This window comes from Duganella sp. LjRoot269 (genome assembly GCF_964254095.1).
GTDB lineage: Bacteria > Pseudomonadota > Gammaproteobacteria > Burkholderiales > Burkholderiaceae_D > Rugamonas > Rugamonas hordei.
Genome location: NZ_CAXUSL020000001.1, coordinates 999,981 through 1,015,782 on the forward strand (window position 1 = coordinate 999,981; position 15,802 = coordinate 1,015,782).

A 15,802-nucleotide genomic window follows, 5' to 3' on the forward strand; every position below is an offset into this window, starting at 1 on the left:
CAGTGCTGAAAAATTAAGTTGTACGATGAGTTCAATGGGTGGTAACGTGACCACATGCGATATGCCAAAAAATCAGGCAGCAGCAGCGCGGCACGCTTTTCAGGAGACACCGGCGTGGCGTGAAAAAAACTACACAGTGAACTTTTAGATTGTTGCATACAACAACGGGGGAAATAATGCGTAAGAAACTACTCGCCACTCTGCTGCCGCTGGCTCTGGCTGCCGCCTACGGGGCGAACGCCGCCGCGCAGGAGACGCCGCCGCCGGCCGCGCCAGCGCCGGCCGACGGCGCCGCCGAGCCGACCACGGTGGTGGTCACCGGCTTCCGCTCCAGCCTGCAAAAAGCCTTGAACCTGAAACAGCAGGCCATCGGCGTGCGCGACTCCATCGTGGCCGAGGACATCGGCAAATTCCCCGAGGCGAACATCGCCGAATCGCTGCAGCGGGTGCCCGGCATCATCCTCAACCGCGACGACAGCTCGGGCGAGGGCCAGCGCATTTCGATCCGCGGCCTGCCGACCGAATACTCGGTGACCACGCTCAACGGCGCGCCGGTCAACACCACCTCGACCAGCACCATCGGCAGCGCCGCGCGCGGCTTCAACTACGACGTGTTCGCGTCGGAACTGTTTGGCCGCGTCGACTTCTACAAGTCGCCGCTGGCCGAGCTGAGCGAAGGCGGCATCGGCGGCGTGGTCGACCTGCAAACCCCGCGCCCGTTCGACAATCCCAAGCGCACCATCCGCTACGCGATTTCCGAGCAGTACAACACCATGTCCAAGCACGCCGATCCGATGGGCTTCGCGCTGTTTTCCAACACCTGGGGCAACTGGGGTTTCCTGGTGGGTGGCTCGCACTCGGCCAGCGTCAACAACCGCTCCGGCTTCGAGGCGACCGGCGGCTACAACAGCTCGACGCGCGGCAGCCAGAGCCCGGTCAAGGGCACCTTCGCCGTGCAGCTGGATTATGACGACCCGCGCGCCAACCTGGGCGGCTACACCCGCGACCAGATCGACAACGCGCTGCTGCCGCGCATCTACCGCTTCTACGGTTCGGCCAACGACCGCACCCGCGACGGCCTGGTGTCCTCGCTGCAGTACAAGAACGGTGACGTCAACATCAGCCTGGACGTGCTGGGATCGCAGCTGAAGAACACCCGCGATGAAATGTACATGGGCATCCTGGTGCGCAACAGCAAGACCACCAACCGCGCCGCGCCGGCCGGCCAGACCGGTCACAGCGGTTTCGTGCCGCTGAACGTGCACATCGATCCGGCGTCCAATCTGTTGACCGGTACCTTCGGCAACACCTCGTACAGCAGCGGCGTGACCTACAGCGAAGACGAAACCAAGTTCGGCTACATGTCGTTGAACGGCCGCTGGGCCGCCACCAAGGAACTGGTGTTGACCGGCCAGGTCAGCGGCAACAACAGCACCGCGCTCAGCTACCAGGACACCTTGTCGGGCCAGATCTTCGGCGTCGACTCGACCATCGACTACGGGGCCGACCATGTCTATCCATCGGTCTCCTCCACCACCAGCTATACCGACGTGAACAACTACCAGGGCTTCGGCATCGGCACCACCTGGACCAAGGAAACCGACCACGGCAAGCAGGGCCGCCTGGTCGCCGACTGGGACTACCAGCTGCCCGGCGACTGGACCGGCCACCTGAAGGCCGGCACCGTGTACGTGGAAACCACCAAGGGCATCAACAAGCGCAACGGCACCACCCAGGCGACGGCCAAGCTGAATTCGCTGGGCAACACCGGCATGCGCGGCATCATGACCACCACGCTGCCGATCGACAACCTCGACATGGGCCCGGGCTGGCCGCACGCGTTCGGCACGTTCACGCGCGCCTCGACCTACTCGACCTTCGATCCGCTGGCCTTCAATCCGGCGTCGGCGTTCACGCCGGCGCAAAGCTTCACGGCGGCGGAAAAAGTCACCACCGGCTTCGTCCAGTCCGACTTCAAGGGCGAGGTGGGCGGCCACGAGCTGCGCCTGAACGCCGGCGTGCGCTACTCGCGCACCGAGACCGAGATCGACAACTTCAAGCAGCAGGGCGCCAGCCTGGTCTATGCGCCGAATCACGAAAAGGGCACCTACAGCAATGTGCTGCCGGCGCTCAGCGGCGCCTTCGACCTGACCGATGCCCTGATGTGGCGCGCGTCGTGGGGCAAGACGGTCAGCCGCGCGTCGCTGGCCATCATCGCCGCGCAGACCACGATACCGAATCCCTTCGATAACTCGGCCACCTCCGGCAATCCCGGCCTGAAGCCGCAGCAGTCGAAGAACCTGGACACCAGCCTGGAATGGTATTTCGCCCCGGGCAGCCTGCTGTCGGGCGCCGTGTTCAAGAAGGAGCTGACCGACGCCACCGTGGCCAACACCACCAACACCACCTTCGGCAAGCTGGGCCTGCCGGACACGGCGCTGGGGGCGATCTTCTACGACGCCAGCGGCCACGTCGATCCGAACCTGCCGATGACCCTGCGCAGCTACACCAATGCCGGCGAGCAGACCTTGAAGGGCTTCGAGCTGGCCTACCAGCAGGCGTTCACCTTCCTGCCGGAACCGTTCAAGGGCCTGGGCGCGCTGGCCAGCTACACCCACATCAATCCGTTCAACAGCGTGCCGTGGATCAGCAACGCGGGCAAGGACATGAATGTCAATTCCGTGCCCAAGTTTGCCTACAGCACCACGGTCTACTACGAGAACGGCCCGCTGGCGCTGCGCATGTCCTACAACTACAAGGACCGCTCGCTGCATCCGGACAGCCCGCGCAACACCGGCGACGACCTGATCCGCTGGCACGCCGGCCGCGGCTACCTGGACGCCAACGCCAGCTACAAGATCAGCGAGCAGCTGGAACTGCGCATCGATGCCTTGAACCTGTCCAATACGCTGGCCTACGACTACTTCGAGGACGTCAGCGGCAAGTATGGCAGCGGCAAGAAGACGCGCATGGACTATGCCAAGTACGACGGCCGCACCATCAAGGTTGGACTGCGTGGCAAGTTCTAAGCGCCTGATGTTGTTGGCCTGCCTGGCCATCGCGTCGCAGGCGGCCGGCGCGGCCGGCCCCGCGCGCGTGGTCGACGTCGCGCCGGGCTGGGCCAACAACTCGGTCAACGCCGTGGTGTTCCGCAAGAACTCGCTGGTATCGGACGGCGACACGCAGTACATCGCCTTCTACGACAAGGATGCGATGGTGGTGCTGGGCAAGCGCAAGCTGGGCACGGCACGCTGGACGCTGCGGCGCACGCCGTATCGCGGCAACGCGGCGGACGCGCACAACAGCATCAGCATCATGGCCGACGGCGCGGGCTATCTGCACCTGGCGTGGGACGCGCACAACCAGCGCCTGCGCTATGCGCGCGGCATCCGCCCCGGCGCGCTGGAGTTGACGCCGGAAACAGCGATGCTGGGCCGGGACGAGGCCTCGGTCAGCTATCCCGAGTTCTTCCGCTGCCCGGACGGCGGCCTGCTGTTCCTCTACCGTGACGGCGGTTCCGGCCACGGCAACCTGGTGATGAACCGTTACGACGTGGCCAGCGCCAGCTGGACCCGGCTGCACAGCAACCTGATCGGCGGGGAAGGGCGGCGCAGCGCCTACTGGCAGGCGTTTGTCGACCGCGCCGGCACCATCCACCTGTCGTGGGTGTGGCGCGAATCGCCGGACGTGGCCAGCAACCACGACATGGCCTACGCCCGCTCGCGCGACGGCGGCCTGACGTGGGAACGCAGCGGCGGCGAGCGCTACACGCTGCCGATCACGGCGGACAGCGCCGAGTACGCGGCGCGCATTCCGCAGAGCAGCGAGCTGATCAACCAGACCTCGATGGCGGCCGGTGCCGACGGCGAGCCGGTGATCGCCAGCTACTGGCGCGCGGCCGGCTCGGCGGTGCCGCAGTACCACCTGCTGTATCGCGACGGCGGCGCCTGGCGCCAGCTGGACCTGGATTTCCGCCGCACGCCGTTTTCGCTTGCCGGCCTGGGCACCAAGGCGATTCCGATTGCGCGGCCGCAGGTCATGGTGGATGGCCACGCGGCCCTGCTGGTGTTCCGCGATGCCGAGCGTGGCAACAAGGTCTCGGTGGCCAGCATCGCCGATCTGCGCCGGCCGCGCTGGACCGTGCGCGACCTGGGCGAGGCGCCGGTGGGCGCGTGGGAGCCGTCGTTCGACACCGAATTGTGGCGGCGCCGCGGCGAGCTGCACCTGTTCGTGCAGGACGTGCGGCAGCTGGACGGCGAGGGCACGTCCGCCGGCGTGTCGTCGCCGGTGCAAGTGTGGCAGTGGAAGCCCTAGTGTTTTTGTTGGCAGTGCACTCCAGGCCGGGACCGCTTGACGGGTCCCGGGTGTTTATGCCGAAGGCCGCCCCGCCTTCGGCCCTTTTTTCAAACGGTCCCATGAATTTCAAAAAATACGCGCAAGGATTTTTGCTGCTGCTGGCCTTTACGCTGGGCGGCTGCGCCACCCGGGCAGGGGACGGCGCGGCCATCGGCGGCAGCCGGGCGGAGGTGGTCGCCATCATCGACCAGGTCAACGGCCATTGGCAGCGCACCACGCCGGCGCAGCAGTGGTCGTTCTGGCACGTGGCGGCCTACCACACGGGAAATATGGCGGCCTACCAGGTCACGCACAACCAGGCGTACCTGCGCTATTCCGAAGCCTGGGCCGCGCACAACCAGTGGATGGGCGCGCGCTCGACGGACAAGGAGCGCTGGCAGCACACCTATGGCGAGACCGACGAGCACGTGCTGTTCGGCGACTGGCAGATCTGCTTCCAGACCTACGCCGACCTGTACAAGCTGGCGCCGGATCCGCGCAAGATCGCCCGCGCCCGCGAGGTGATGGAATACGAGATGAGCACGCCGCGCAACGATTACTGGTGGTGGTCCGACGGCCTGTACATGGTGATGCCGGTGATGACCAAGCTGTACGGCATCACCGGCGACCGCCGCTACCTGGACAAGCTGCACCAGTATTTCGAGTACGCCAACAGCATCATGTACGACCCGGCCGAGCAGCTGTACTACCGCGACGCCAAGTATGTCTATCCCGCGCACGCCAGCGTCAACGGCAAGAAGGATTTCTGGTCGCGCGGCGACGGCTGGGTGTTTGCCGCGCTGGCGCGGGTGCTGGACGAGCTGCCGGCCGACGATCCGCACCGCGCGCAATACATGGCCCGGTTCCGGGACATGGCACAGGCGCTGAAACGCGCCCAGCAGCCGGAAGGCTACTGGACCCGCAGCCTGCTCGATCCGCTGCACGCGCCGGGGCCGGAGACCAGCGGCACCGCCTTCTTCACCTACGGCTACCTGTGGGGCATCAATCACGGCGTGCTGGCGCGCGACGAGTTCCTGCCGGTGGTGCGCAAGAGCTGGCATTACCTGAGCAAGGTGGCCTTGCAGCCGGACGGCCGCGTCGGCTATGTCCAGCCCATCGGCGACCGCGCGATCCCGGGCCAGGTGGTGGACCAGGATTCCACCGCCGATTTCGGCGTCGGCGCTTTCCTGCTGGCGTCGGCGGAACTGGTACGCTTGCTCGATCAAAAATAAATCAACATCGGAGACACTATGGAACGTCGCAACTTCATGCAGGCGGTGCTTGCCGGATCCGCCGCCACCGGCCTGATGGCCTCCGCCGGCGCCAGCGCCGCCGACAGCGCGCCGCTGGCCGCCGGCGGCGAGCGCGCCTACATGGCCGGCCTGCTGCAAAAGATGGCCGAGCCGGTGCTGTCGAACATGGCCCAAGGCAAGCTGAAGAAGAATTTCCCGGTCGAACTCAGCCCGACCTGGGACGGCCGCGACCAGGGCGTGACCTACCTCGAATGCTTCGGCCGCCTGATCGCCGGCGCCGCGCCGTGGCTGGCGCTGCCGGAAGACGGCACGGCCGAGGGCAAGACCCGCAAGCGCCTTCAGCAGCTGGCGCTGCAAAGCTATGCCAACAGCGTCGATCCGAAGAACCCGGACTATCTGCTGTGGAAGGGGCCGGAGCAGGCGCTGGTCGACTCGGCGTATTTCACCAATGCCCTGATGCGGGCACCCAAGGCGCTGTGGGTGCCGCTGGACAGCGCCACCAAACAGCGCATCATTACCGAGATCAAGAGCTTGCGCCGGGTCGATCCGCCTTACACCAACTGGATCTTGTTCGCCGCGATGAACGAGGCCTGGCTGATGTCGATCGGCGAGCAGTACGACCAGATGCGCATCAGCCTGGCGGTCCGCAAGATCAACGAGTGGTATGCCGGCGACGGCTGGATCAAGGACGGCGACGCCTTCCACTTCGATTACTACAACTCGTACGTGATCTATCCGATGCTGGTGGAGATCCTGGAAGTGCTGGCGCGGGCCAAGACGCCTTTCTGGGGCGGCAATTCGGAAGAGCTGCTGGCGCAGGCGCTCAAGCGCACCCAGCGCTACAGCGAGCACCTGGAGCGCTTCATCTCGCCGACCGGCACCTATCCGCCCATCGGCCGCTCGCTGACCTACCGCACCGCCGTGTTCCAGCCGCTGGGCCTGCTGGCCTGGCGCAAGCAGCTGCCGGCCAGCCTGCCGGCCGGGCAGGTGAGGGCGGCGCTGCACGCGGCGCACCAGGCCGTATGGTCGGCGCCCAGCAACTTCACGCGCGACGGCTTCCTCACCATCGGCTTCGTCGGCCACCATCCCGAGCTGGGCGACTGGTATTCCAACAACGGCAGCATGTACATCGCGTCCGAAGGCTTCCTGTCGCTGGGCTTGCCGGAGAACGATCCCTACTGGACCGCGCCGGCGCAGGACTGGACCCAGAAGCTGGCCTACTCGGGCCGCCAGTTCCCCAAGGACTATCCGGTGAAATACTGACATGCGCCCACGCTACGCACTGCTGCTGGCCTTGGCCGGCGCTTCCGCCGGCGCGGCGGAACGGCTGGTGGTCACGGCCAGCCACGAGCTCGACGCGGCGCGGCCGGCCGAAACCATCGCGGTGCCGTGGAGGGACGTCAATCAGGCCCTGCAGGGCGCATTGCTGCAACACCTGACGGTCCGCGACGCGGCCGGCCGCAGCCTGCCCTACCAGGTGACCAATGTGGCGCCGGAGGCCAAGGACCCGCAGGGCAAGGGCATCGCATACGGCGAGCTGATCTTCCAGCACGACTTTGCCGCCGGCGAGCACAGCGCCAGTTTCACGGTGGAGAAGAGCGAGGCGGTGGCGCCGCCGTTCCCGGTGCAGGCCTTTGCCCGCTACGTGCCGGAACGGCTGGACGATTTCGCGTGGGAAAACGACCGCATCGCCCACCGCACCTATGGCCAGGCGCTGGCCGCGCCGGATGCCCAGGGCAGCGGCAAGGAGGTGCTGGTGACCAGCGGGCTCGACATCTGGTTCAAGCGGGTGCGCTATCCCGTCGTCGACCGCTGGTACAACAAGGGCCACGACCATTATCACAAGGACGAGGGCGAGGGCCTGGACATGTACGGCGTCGGCACCACGCGCGGCGCCGGCGGCACCGGCATCTGGGATGGGAAGCTGCTGCACACCAGCCGCAACTACGCCAGCTGGAAGGTCATCGCCAACGGGCCGATCCGCGCCATCTTCGAGCTCCGCTACGACGCCTGGGACGCGGCCGGCGCCAGCGTGTCGGAAGTGAAGCGCTTCACGGTCGACGCCGGGCACGATTTCGACCAGATCGACAGCACCTTCAGCTTCAGCGGGCCGGCGCAGCTGACCGCCGCCATCGGCCTCAACAAGACGCCCGCCTACGCGCCCCAGCAGCCGACGGTGGCCGCCACGCCGCTGCCGGCGGCGCGCGCGCTGACCCAGTGGGTGACCCAGCGCAGCGCCGGCGACTTCGGCGTGGCCATCGTGCTGCCGGCCGGCGAGCCGGCCTATGCCGCCGACGCCACCAACGAGCTGATCCTGGCGCCGGTGCGTCCGGGCCAGCCGCTGCGCTACTACGTGGGCGCCATCGCCAGCTGGTCCGGCGAGGTGCCCGATGCCGCCGCCTGGCAGCGACGGGTCGCCGCCTATGCCGCCCGCCTGCGGGCACCGTTGTCCATCCGCCTGCGCCCCCTGCCGTAACATCCCTCCCTCGCCCCGCTGTTGCCGCCCGTTGTCCCCCGGCGGCAACAGCCATGTTGCGTCAACATAATAGAACGTCACCTCTAACGGTACTGTTTGACATTTACCCCTCGGTGGATAATAGTACGAGCGTTCGCAATTCTTTTTACACGGAGTAAATTTAACTGGAGCAAAATGCTCTTTTCTCCATGATTAAATTTTACTTTGGGATGAAATCTTATTAATACCTCAACTAAATTTATGCGCAAAGGTGAACTGACACGCGCCGCAATCCTCGACGTGGCGCTGGATATGGCCAGCCGGGACGGTCTGGAAGGCCTGACCATCGGATTGCTCGCGGATAAGATGAACATGAGCAAGTCCGGCGTGTTTGCGCACTTCGGATCGCGCGAGGATTTGCAGTTGGAAGTACTCAAGCTGTACCACCACCGCTTCGAGCAGGAAGTCTTCTTCCCCAGCGTCAAAGAGCCGCGCGGCATCCAGCGTCTCAAATCGATGTTCGCGCGCTGGGTCAAGCGGGTCAGCGTGGAAGTGGCCTCCGGCTGCATCTACATCAGCGGCGCCGTCGAGTATGACGACCGCCCGGGCCCGATCCGCGAAGAGCTGATGGCGATGGTCGGCGCCTGGCAGGGCGCGTTGCTGCGCTGCGTGAAGCAGGCCGTCGAATGCGGCGACCTGAAGGCGGACACCGACCCGCAGCAGCTGGTGTACGAGATGTACGGCCTGATCCTGGCACTGCACCACGATGCGCGCTTCCTGCGCATCCCGGGCAGCCTGGAGCGGGCGGGCAAAGGCTTCGAGCGCTTGATTGAAACGTATCGCAATCCGCAATCGCCGGCAGCGGTGGTTGCGCAGCACTAATTAAGTCAAACCAAACTAAACCAATAGTTGTAGTCATCAGGAGAAAATCATGGGTCAATACGTCGCGCCAATCCGGGATATGCAATTCGTTCTGCACGAATTCCTGAACGTGGGCGAAGAGCTGAAGGCATTGCCGGACTACGCCGAAGTCGATGCCGACATCATCAACCAGGTGCTGGAAGAGGGCGGCAAGTTCACCGCCGAAGTGCTGTTCCCGCTGAACCACTCGGGCGACCGCGAAGGCTGCAAGCACGACGCCGCGACCCATACCGTGACCACTCCGAAAGGCTTCAAGGAAGCGTACAAGCAGTACGTCGACGGCGGCTGGGCCGCGCTGGCCTGCGATCCGCAATACGGCGGCCAGGGCCTGCCTGTGGTGCTGAACAACTCGTTCTACGAAATGCTGAACTCGGCCAACCAGGCCTGGACCATGTACCCCGGCCTGTCGCACGGCGCCTACGAGTGCCTGAAGGAACACGGCACCGACCACCAGAAGGAAGTCTACCTGCCGAAGCTGGTGTCCGGCGAGTGGACCGGCACCATGTGCCTGACCGAACCGCACTGCGGCACCGACCTGGGCATGCTGCGCTCGAAAGCGCTGCCGCAGGCCGACGGCTCCTGGCTGATCACCGGCAACAAGATCTTCATCTCGGCCGGCGAACACGACATGTCGGAAAACATCCTGCACCTGGTGCTGGCCCGCGTGCCGGACGCGCCGGAAGGCTCGAAAGGCATCTCGCTGTTCCTGGTGCCTAAATACCTGCCGAAGGAAGACGGCTCGGTCGGCGAACGCAACCCGATCACCTGCGGCGCCATCGAAGAGAAGATGGGCATCCACGGCAACTCGACCTGCCAGATGAACCTGGACGGTGCCAAGGGCTGGATCATCGGCCAGCCGAACAAGGGCCTGAACGCCATGTTCGTGTTCATGAACGCGGCCCGCCTGGGCGTGGGCATGCAATCGCTGGGCCTGACCGAGATCGCCTACCAGAACGCGCTGATCTACGCCAAGGACCGCATCCAGATGCGTTCGCTGTCGGGCGTGAAGGCACCGGACAAGCCAGCCGATCCGATCATCGTGCACCCGGACGTGCGCCGCATGCTGTTGACCGGCAAGGCCTACGCCGAAGGCGCGCGCGCCTTCACCTCGTATGTCGCGCTGCAGATCGACCGTGAACTGCACCACCCTGACGAAGACGTGCGCAAGGAAGCGGCCGACGAAGTCGCGCTGCTGACCCCTATCGTCAAGGCCTTCATCACCGACAACGCCTGGATCGCCACCTCGGAAGCGATGCAAGTGTTCGGCGGCCACGGCTACATCTCCGAATGGGGCATGGAGCAGTACGTGCGCGACGCCCGCATCAACCTGATCTACGAAGGCACCAACACCATCCAGTCGCTGGACTTGTTGGGCCGCAAAATCCTCGGCGACAACGGCGCTAAACTGCGCAAGTTCGGCGAGAAGATCAAGGCTTTCGTGGAAGACAACGGCACCGACGAAGCGATGAGCGAATTCGTCACCCCGCTGGGCGACCTGGGCGACAAGGTCACCAAGCTGACCATGGAAATCGGCATGAAAGCCTTCCAGAATCCGGACGAAGTGGGCGCGGCATGCGTACCTTACCTGCGCGTGGTCGGCCACATGGTGTACAGCTACTTCTTCGCACAGATGGCGAAAATCGCCCTGGCCAAGGAAGACAGCGGCGACAATTTCTACAAAGCCAAACTGGCCACGGCGCGCTTCTACTTCGCCCGCCTGCAGCCGGAAACTGCAACCCTGATTCGCCAGGCACGTTCGGGCTCCGCCAACCTGATGGCACTCGACGCCGACCTGTTCTAAGAACCTAGAGGAAACGACATGACCAATTTCATCGTTAAAAAAGTAGCCGTGCTGGGCGCCGGCGTGATGGGCGCGCAAATCGCCGCCCACTGCGTCAACGCCAAAGTGCCGGTCGTCCTGTTCGATTTGCCAGCAAAGGAAGGCCCGAAGAACGGCATCGTCCTGCGCGCCATCGAGAACCTGAAAAAACTGTCGCCTGCACCGCTGGGCAACAAGGACCACGCCGCGCTGATCGAAGTGGCCAACTACGAGGACGACCTGGCCAAGCTGGCCGAGTGCGACCTGATCATCGAAGCCATCGCCGAGCGCATGGACTGGAAGCACGACCTGTACAAGAAGGTCGCTCCCCACATCGGCGCCAACGCGATCTTCGCCTCGAACACCTCGGGCCTGTCGATCACCAAGCTGTCCGAAGGCTTCGACGCCGACCTGAAATCGCGCTACTGCGGCGTGCACTTCTTCAACCCGCCGCGCTATATGCACCTGGTCGAGATCATCCCGACCGAGTTCACCAAGCCGGAAATTTCCGACCAGCTGGAAGGCTTCCTGACCACCACGCTGGGCAAGGGCGTGGTCCGCGCAAAAGACACGCCTAACTTCATCGCCAACCGCGTCGGCGTGTTCGGCATCCTGGCGATCGTGCACGAAGCCGAGAAGTTCGGCCTGTCCGTCGACGTGGTCGACGACCTGACTGGCGCCAAGCTGGGGCGCGCCAAGTCGGGCACCTTCCGCACCGCGGACGTGGTCGGCCTGGACACCATGGGCCATGTGATCAAGACCATGCAGGACTACCTGCCGAACGATCCGTTCGCCGCCGTCTACAAGACCCCAGCCGTGCTGGCGGGCTTGGTGGAAAAAGGCGCGCTGGGCCAGAAGAGCGGCGCCGGCTTCTACAAAAAAGTTGGCAAGGAAATCCAGCGCCTGGACTTCGCCACCGGTGAATACGTCGCCGGCGGCGGCAAGGCCGCCGACATCATCGCCCGCATCCTGAAGGAAAAGGATCCGGTCAAGAAGATGAAGGCGCTGCGCGAATCGACCAACCCGCAAGGCCAGTTCCTGTGGGCGATCTTCCGCGATGCTTTCCACTACATCGCGATCCACCTGGACACCGTGGCCGACAACGCGCGCGACATCGACTTCGCCATGCGCTGGGGCTTCGGCTGGAACGTCGGCCCGTTTGAAACGTGGCAGGCCGCAGGCTGGTCGCAAGTCGCAACCTGGGTCAAGGAAGACATCGATGCCGGCCAGGCGCTGTGCAGCGCGCCGCTGCCGGCCTGGGTGTTCGAAGGTCCGGTCGCTGAAAAAGGCGGCGTGCACACCGCCGAAGGTTCGTGGTCGGCAGTATCGAAATCGTTCGTGCCGCGTTCGACCCTGTCGGTCTACGACCGCCAGCAGTTCCGCGCACCGGTCTTGGGTTCGGGCGCCATCGACGGCCGCACCGCCGGCACCACCGTGCACGAAGACGACGACGTCCGCCTGTGGCACTCGGGCGACGACGTCCTGGTGATCTCGCTGAAAACCAAGATGCATGTCATCAGCCCTGGCGTGATCGCCGGCTTCCGCAAAGCACTGGCCGAAGCCGAGAAAAACTTCAAGGGCCTGGTGATCTGGAGCGCGGACGCGGCCGACGGCGGCGCGTTCTCGGCCGGCGCCGACCTGCAATCGGCACTGCCTGCGTTCATGCAGGGTGGCGCCAAGGCGGTCGACCCGATCATCCGCGAACTGCAAGACACCTTCATGGCGATGAAATACTCGAACGTGCCGGTGGTGGCGGCTGTTGCCGGCCTGGCGCTGGGCGGCGGCTGCGAAATGGCGCTGCACGCGTCGAAGCGCGTGGCCTCGATCGAATCGTACATCGGCCTGGTGGAAGTGGGCGTGGGCCTGATCCCTGCTGGCGGCGGCCTGAAGGAAGCGGCAGTGCGCGCGTTCAAGGAAGCCAAGGGCAACGACATCCTGCAATTCCTGAAAACCGGCTTCACCAACGCCGCCACCGCCAACGTGTCGAAGTCGGCACTGGAAGCGCAGGCGATGGGCTACCTGAAGGAAGACGACGTCATCGTGTTCAACCCATACGAGCTGCTGCACGTGGCCAAGGTCGAAGCGCGCGCGATGTTCGACAAGGGCTATCGTCCGCCGCTGAAGACCCCTGTGCAGGTGACCGGCCGCTACGGCTACGGCACCATCAAGGCGCAGCTGGTCAACATGCGCGACGGCGGCTTCATCTCCGCGCACGACTTCAAGCTGGGCGAGATGATCGCCGAGATCGTGTCGGGCGGCGATATCGACCAGGGTTTGTTCGTGAACGAGCAGTGGTTCCTGGACATGGAGCGTAAAGCCTTCCTGGAACTGCTGAACCATCCGAAGACCCAGGAACGCATCATGGGCATGATGCAGACCGGTAAGCCAGTCCGCAACTAATCGGCATGTCGATCCTGAAACTGGTTTTTAAAGTTCTACTGCGCGTGAGGCCAAGCATGGTGTATGACCGTATCAAGCAACAGATGATGGACACCTTGCCCTTCGTGCGTTTGCTGGGGATCAGGATCGACGAGATCGGCAGCGGCACTTCAAAAGTGTCGATGCCGGAAGACCCGAAGCTCAATAACCACCTGGGCACGCAGCACGCCGGGGCCTTGTTCACGCTGGCCGAAACGGCCTCCGGCGCGGCCATGGCGGGCGGCTTTGCGGATCTGATCCTGGGCTTGCGCCCAGTCGCCAAGGAATCGCGCATCCAGTACCAGAAAGTAGCCAAGGGCGCCACGCGCGCCGAAGGCCGCGTCCCTGGCGATCTGGCCGCGCTGAAAGCCGAGCTGAAAGAGCAAGGCAAGGTGGCGTTCCCGGTGGAAGTCGACATCTTCGACGCCGCCGGCACGCTGGCCGCACAGGTTCAAGTGGATTGGTATTTATCCGAGAAGCGCACGTAAGCCCTCGATCAAAACTATTGAAAGCACAAAATGAGCAAACAAATTCAAGACGCATACATCGTCTCCGCCACCCGCACCCCGATCGGCAAGGCGCCGCGCGGCATGTTCAACAAGACCCGCCCGGACGACCTGCTGGTGCGCGTGCTGCAATCGGCACTGGCGCAGGCGCCTGGCCTGGACCCGGCGCTGATCACCGACGCCATCATCGGCTGCTCGTTCCCGGAAGCGGAACAGGGCTTCAACGTCGCCCGTCAATCGGTGCTGCTGGCCGGCCTGCCTAAGACCATCGGCGGCGTGACCATCAACCGCTACTGCGCATCGGGCATCACCGCGCTGGCCATGGCGGCCGACCGCATCCGCGTCGGCGAAGCCGATGCGATGATCGCCGGCGGCGTCGAATCGATGTCGATGGTGCCGATGATGGGTCACCACCCATCGATGAACCTGAACATGTTCACCGACGACAACGTCGGCATGGCATACGGCATGGGCCTGACCGCTGAAAAAGTGGCGACCCAATGGAAAGTGTCGCGCGAAGCGCAGGACGCGTTCGCCGTCGAATCGCACCGCCGCGCCATCGCCGCGCAGCAGGCCGGTTTCTTCAAGGACGAGACCACCCCGGTCGAGATCATCACGCGCACGCCTGACCTGGCGACCGGCGAAATCAAGATCAAGACCCGCACCGTCGACACCGACGAAGGCGCGCGCGCCGATTCGACCGTGGAGTCGCTGTCCAAGCTGAAGCCTGTGTTCGCCGCCAAGGGTTCCGTGACCGCCGCCAACAGCTCGCAGATGTCCGACGGCGCCGGCGCGCTGCTGGTCGTGTCCGAGAAGTTCCTGCGCGAGCACAACCTGACCCCGCTGGCCAAGTTCTCGTCGTTCGCCGTCAAGGGCGTGCCGCCGGAAATCATGGGCATCGGTCCCAAGTTCGCGATCCCGGATGCGTGCAAGGCCGCCGGCATCACCCAGGACCAGTTGGACTGGATCGAGCTGAACGAAGCGTTCGCCGCACAGGCGCTGGCCGTCATCGGCGACCTGGGCCTGGATCCAGCCAAGGTCAATCCAATGGGCGGCGCGATCGCCCTGGGTCACCCGCTGGGCGCGACCGGCGCGATCCGCGCCGCGACCGTGGTGCACGCACTGCGCCGCAACAACCTGAAGTACGGCATGGTCACCATGTGCGTAGGCGCAGGTATGGGCGCCGCGGGCATCATTGAACGTGTGTAAAGACTGAACACGGAATCATCAAGAAGGGCGCTGCGGTTCAACCACGGCGCCCTTTAATCATTTGGAGATCACATGGATATTTTGAGCAGCAAGACCAACGGCGTGCTGACGCTGGAATTCAACCGCCCGGAACGCAAGAATGCGATCACCTCGGCGATGTACCAGAGCATGGCCGACGCCATCAACGAAGCGGAGCAGGATGCCGCCGTGCGCGCGATCCTGATCGTCGGCAAGCCGGAAATTTTCACCGCCGGCAACGACCTGGAGGACTTCATGAAAACTTCGCGTCCGGCCGACGGCTCGGGCATCGAAGAGCGCTCGGTCTACAAGTTCATGATGGCGCTGAGCGGCTCGACCAAGCCGGTGGTGGCGGCCGTGGCCGGCGCGGCGGTCGGCATCGGCACCACGCTGCTGATGCATTGCGACCTGGTCTACGCGGCCGACAATGCCAAGTTCTCGATGCCGTTCGTGCAGCTGGGGCTGTGCCCTGAATTCGCATCGAGCGTTTTGCTGACGCAAATCGCCGGCTACCCGCGCGCCGCCGAGAAGCTGATGCTGGGCGAGGCCTTCCTGGCGCAGGAAGCGCTGGAGATGGGCCTGGTATCGAAGATCGTGCCGGCCGCCGAACTGCGCGCGTTTGCCGAGGGCCAGGCCGCCAAGCTGGTGGCCCTGCCGGCCAGCTCGATCCGCGCCACCAAGCAGCTGATGAAGGCCGCCCGCAAGGGACCGGTCACGGAAGCCATCGCCGCCGAAAACAAATTCTTCGGCGCCATGCTGGCCGCACCGGAAGCCAAGGAAGCCTTCACCGCCTTCTTCGAAAAGCGCAAGCCGGACTTCACCAAGTTCGCCTAGGAACCGCCGAGCCTGTGGTAGGCTACAAACCCGA

11 protein-coding genes are annotated in these 15,802 nt (G+C 64.6%); all 11 read left to right on the forward strand.

The window, feature by feature from the left end:
* Positions 1-176 precede the first annotated feature (176 nt).
* Complete coding sequence (locus ACSQ3S_RS04380; RefSeq protein WP_436141659.1) at positions 177-3,029, forward strand: TonB-dependent receptor; 2,853 nt, start codon at positions 177-179, stop codon at positions 3,027-3,029.
* Positions 3,016-4,314 carry a BNR repeat-containing protein gene (locus ACSQ3S_RS04385; RefSeq protein ID WP_436141660.1) on the forward strand — a complete coding sequence of 433 codons (1,299 nt, stop codon included), beginning with the start codon at positions 3,016-3,018 and terminating at the stop codon, positions 4,312-4,314. The genes ACSQ3S_RS04380 and ACSQ3S_RS04385 overlap by 14 nt, the downstream gene beginning before the upstream one ends.
* A 101-nt stretch (positions 4,315-4,415) precedes the next feature.
* Positions 4,416-5,567, forward strand: a complete 1,152-nt coding sequence (locus tag ACSQ3S_RS04390) for a glycoside hydrolase family 88/105 protein (RefSeq protein ID WP_436141661.1) — start codon at positions 4,416-4,418, stop codon at positions 5,565-5,567.
* A gap of 18 nt (positions 5,568-5,585) precedes the next feature.
* The gene (locus tag ACSQ3S_RS04395) at positions 5,586-6,851 is read left to right on the forward strand and encodes a DUF2264 domain-containing protein (RefSeq protein WP_436141662.1); all 1,266 of its coding nucleotides are present in this window, start codon (positions 5,586-5,588) and stop codon (positions 6,849-6,851) included.
* A 1-nt stretch (position 6,852) separates the two neighbouring features.
* Positions 6,853-8,064 (forward strand): DUF4861 family protein, encoded by a 1,212-nt coding sequence (locus ACSQ3S_RS04400; protein ID WP_436141663.1) that lies wholly within the window; start codon positions 6,853-6,855, stop codon positions 8,062-8,064.
* Between the two features lie 240 nt (positions 8,065-8,304).
* Positions 8,305-8,925, forward strand: coding sequence for a TetR/AcrR family transcriptional regulator (locus tag ACSQ3S_RS04405; RefSeq protein ID WP_436141664.1), 621 nt, complete (start codon positions 8,305-8,307; stop codon positions 8,923-8,925).
* Between the two features lie 49 nt (positions 8,926-8,974).
* Positions 8,975-10,765: an acyl-CoA dehydrogenase C-terminal domain-containing protein gene (locus ACSQ3S_RS04410; protein ID WP_353405026.1), complete on the forward strand. Its 1,791-nt coding sequence runs from the start codon at positions 8,975-8,977 to the stop codon at positions 10,763-10,765.
* A gap of 18 nt (positions 10,766-10,783) precedes the next feature.
* On the forward strand, positions 10,784-13,183 hold the full coding sequence (locus tag ACSQ3S_RS04415) for a 3-hydroxyacyl-CoA dehydrogenase/enoyl-CoA hydratase family protein (protein ID WP_436141665.1): 2,400 nt from the start codon (positions 10,784-10,786) through the stop codon (positions 13,181-13,183).
* A gap of 56 nt (positions 13,184-13,239) precedes the next feature.
* Positions 13,240-13,689 (forward strand): YiiD C-terminal domain-containing protein, encoded by a 450-nt coding sequence (locus tag ACSQ3S_RS04420; RefSeq protein ID WP_176655345.1) that lies wholly within the window; start codon positions 13,240-13,242, stop codon positions 13,687-13,689.
* A gap of 30 nt (positions 13,690-13,719) precedes the next feature.
* A complete protein-coding gene (locus tag ACSQ3S_RS04425; protein WP_436141666.1) occupies positions 13,720-14,916 on the forward strand; it encodes an acetyl-CoA C-acyltransferase in 1,197 nt (398 codons plus the stop codon).
* Between the two features lie 72 nt (positions 14,917-14,988).
* Positions 14,989-15,768, forward strand: coding sequence for an enoyl-CoA hydratase (locus ACSQ3S_RS04430; protein WP_353405029.1), 780 nt, complete (start codon positions 14,989-14,991; stop codon positions 15,766-15,768).
* Positions 15,769-15,802 lie beyond the last annotated feature (34 nt).

Excerpts from the sequence above, each read along its gene's own strand:
- ACSQ3S_RS04380 (WP_436141659.1), top strand. The coding sequence starts at position 177 with ATGCGTAAGAAACTACTCGCCACTCTGCTGCCGCTGGCTCTGGCTGCC.
- ACSQ3S_RS04390 (WP_436141661.1), top strand. The coding sequence starts at position 4,416 with ATGAATTTCAAAAAATACGCGCAAGGATTTTTGCTGCTGCTGGCCTTT.
- ACSQ3S_RS04395 (WP_436141662.1), top strand. The coding sequence starts at position 5,586 with ATGGAACGTCGCAACTTCATGCAGGCGGTGCTTGCCGGATCCGCCGCC.
- ACSQ3S_RS04400 (WP_436141663.1), top strand. The coding sequence starts at position 6,853 with ATGCGCCCACGCTACGCACTGCTGCTGGCCTTGGCCGGCGCTTCCGCC.
- ACSQ3S_RS04405 (WP_436141664.1), top strand. The coding sequence starts at position 8,305 with ATGCGCAAAGGTGAACTGACACGCGCCGCAATCCTCGACGTGGCGCTG.
- ACSQ3S_RS04410 (WP_353405026.1), top strand. The coding sequence starts at position 8,975 with ATGGGTCAATACGTCGCGCCAATCCGGGATATGCAATTCGTTCTGCAC.
- ACSQ3S_RS04415 (WP_436141665.1), top strand. The coding sequence starts at position 10,784 with ATGACCAATTTCATCGTTAAAAAAGTAGCCGTGCTGGGCGCCGGCGTG.
- ACSQ3S_RS04420 (WP_176655345.1), top strand. The coding sequence starts at position 13,240 with ATGGTGTATGACCGTATCAAGCAACAGATGATGGACACCTTGCCCTTC.
- ACSQ3S_RS04425 (WP_436141666.1), top strand. The coding sequence starts at position 13,720 with ATGAGCAAACAAATTCAAGACGCATACATCGTCTCCGCCACCCGCACC.
- ACSQ3S_RS04430 (WP_353405029.1), top strand. The coding sequence starts at position 14,989 with ATGGATATTTTGAGCAGCAAGACCAACGGCGTGCTGACGCTGGAATTC.